The sequence below is a fragment of the Mesorhizobium sp. M7A.F.Ca.CA.002.09.1.1 genome (assembly GCF_003998555.1).
Classification (GTDB): Bacteria; Pseudomonadota; Alphaproteobacteria; order Rhizobiales; family Rhizobiaceae; genus Mesorhizobium; species Mesorhizobium ciceri.
This window is the reverse complement of record NZ_RZRR01000929.1, coordinates 1-2,125: the sequence shown is the minus strand read 5'-3', so window position 1 is coordinate 2,125 and position 2,125 is coordinate 1. Positions and strand designations below refer to the sequence as shown.

General features: G+C 65.9%; 2 protein-coding genes. Both read left to right on the top strand.

Going from position 1 to position 2,125, the window contains the following annotated elements; all coding sequences use genetic code 11:
• The coding region (gene proB / locus EN994_RS28480; RefSeq protein ID WP_127308011.1) for a glutamate 5-kinase at positions 1 to 986 on the top strand (986 nt) is incomplete at its 5' end.
• Between the two features lie 3 nt (positions 987 to 989).
• The coding region (locus EN994_RS28475) for a glutamate-5-semialdehyde dehydrogenase (protein ID WP_127308010.1) at positions 990 to 2,125 on the top strand (1,136 nt) is incomplete at its 3' end.

Below are 2,125 nucleotides of genomic sequence, written 5' to 3'. Positions count from 1 at the left end.
CCCTGAAACTGGAGGAGAGCCAGGCGGCGGCAGCCGTGGGACAGATCGCGCTGGCCGGCGCCTGGTCGGACGCGCTCGGCAAGGGCAGCCTGAAATCGGGCCAGATCCTGCTGACGCTCGGCGACACCGAGGAGCGCCGCCGCTATCTCAACGCGCGGGCGACGATCTCGACACTCTTGAAGATGAAGGCAGTGCCGGTCATCAACGAGAACGACACGGTGGCGACTTCCGAAATCCGCTACGGCGACAATGACCGGCTGGCGGCCCGCGTCGCCACCATGATGGGCGCCGATCTTTTGGTGCTGCTTTCCGACATCGACGGGCTCTACACCGCGCCGCCGGCGCGCGACCCCAACGCCAAATTCATTCCGGTGGTCGACCGCATCACGCCTGATATCGAGGCGATGGCGGGTGCGGCCGCTTCCGAGCTGTCGCGCGGCGGCATGCGCACGAAGCTCGATGCCGGCAAGATCGCCACCGCCGCCGGCACCGCGATGATCATCACGTCGGGCACTCGGCTGTCGCCGCTGATGGCGATCGAACGCGGCGAGCGCGCTACTTTCTTTCGGCCGAGCAGCAACCCGGTCAAGGGCTACAAAACCTGGATCGCCGGCCAGCTCGAGCCGGCCGGCCGGCTTACGGTCGATGCCGGCGCCATCGGCGCGCTGCTGTCGGGCAAATCGTTGCTGCCGGCCGGCGTCAAGCTGGTCAGCGGCAATTTCTCGCGCGGCGACACGGTGGCGATCCTGTCGCCCGAGGGCCGCGAGATCGCGCGCGGGCTGGTTGCCTATGATGCCGCCGATGCCGTAAGGATCGCGGGCCTGAAGACGGCCGAGATCGAAACCGTGCTCGGCTACGAGGCGCGTTCGGCGATGATCCACCGCGATGACCTTGTGGTGAGCCATTCGGGTGACCAAGTACGGGCCGGCGACCAAACAGGGGCCGGTGACCAAGTCACGGTCGGTGGCGATGTAAGCGGAGGATGAGCCATGCTGAAACTGCATGAAAAATCCGGGGATGACACTGTCGCGCTGATGGCCGATATCGGCCGGCGCGCCCGCGCTGCCGCCCGGCCGCTGGCCATTGCCACAACCGCCGCCAAGAACGCCGCACTGCTGGCCATGGCCGAGGCGATTGTGGCCCGTGAGCAGGACATTCTCGACGCCAACGCCATCGATGTTTCGAATGGTCATGAATCCGGGCTTTCCACCTCCTTCATGGACCGGCTGAAGCTCGATCCGGCGCGCATCCGCGCCATGGCCGACGGCATCCGCGAAATCGCCGCGCTGCGGGATCCGGTTGGCGACGTGATCGCGCAGTGGGACCGGCCGAACGGTTTGCATATCGAGCGCGTGCGCACGCCGCTCGGCGTCGTCGGCGTCATCTATGAGAGCCGCCCGAACGTCACCGCCGATGCCGGCGCGCTGTGCCTCAAAGCCGGCAATCCGGTGATCCTGCGCGGCGGTTCGGATTCGCTCAATTCTTCCGCCGCCATCCACGCCTGCCTGGTCGAAGGGCTGAAGCAAGCGGGCCTGCCGGAGGATGCCATCCAGCTGGTGCCGACCACCGACCGCGCCGCCGTCGGCGAAATGCTGAAGGGGTTGGGCGGCAACCTCGACGTCATTATCCCGCGCGGTGGCAAAAGCCTGGTCGGACGGGTGCAGGCCGAGGCGCGGGTCCCGGTCTTCGCGCATCTCGAAGGCATCTGCCATCTCTACATCGACCGTTCCGCCAAGCTCGATATGGCTGTCAGGATCGCCGTCAACGCCAAGATGCGACGCACCGGCGTCTGCGGTGCCGCAGAGACGCTGCTGGTCGACCGGGCGGTTGCCTCCACGCATCTGGTGCCGATCCTTGATGCACTTCGCGCCGCCGGCTGCGAAATCCATGCCGATGCCGAGGTGCTGAAAGTGTTTTTCGACGCCAAACCGGCGACCGATGCCGACTGGATCACCGAGTATCTCGATGCCATCATCGCGGTAAAACTGGTCGACGGTATCGGTGGTGCGATCGAGCATATCGAGACGTTTTCCTCGCATCACACCGAGGCGATCGTCGCCGAGGATGCGCAAGCCGTCGAGCGGTTTTTCAACGAGATCGATTCGGCGATCCTGCTGCACAACGC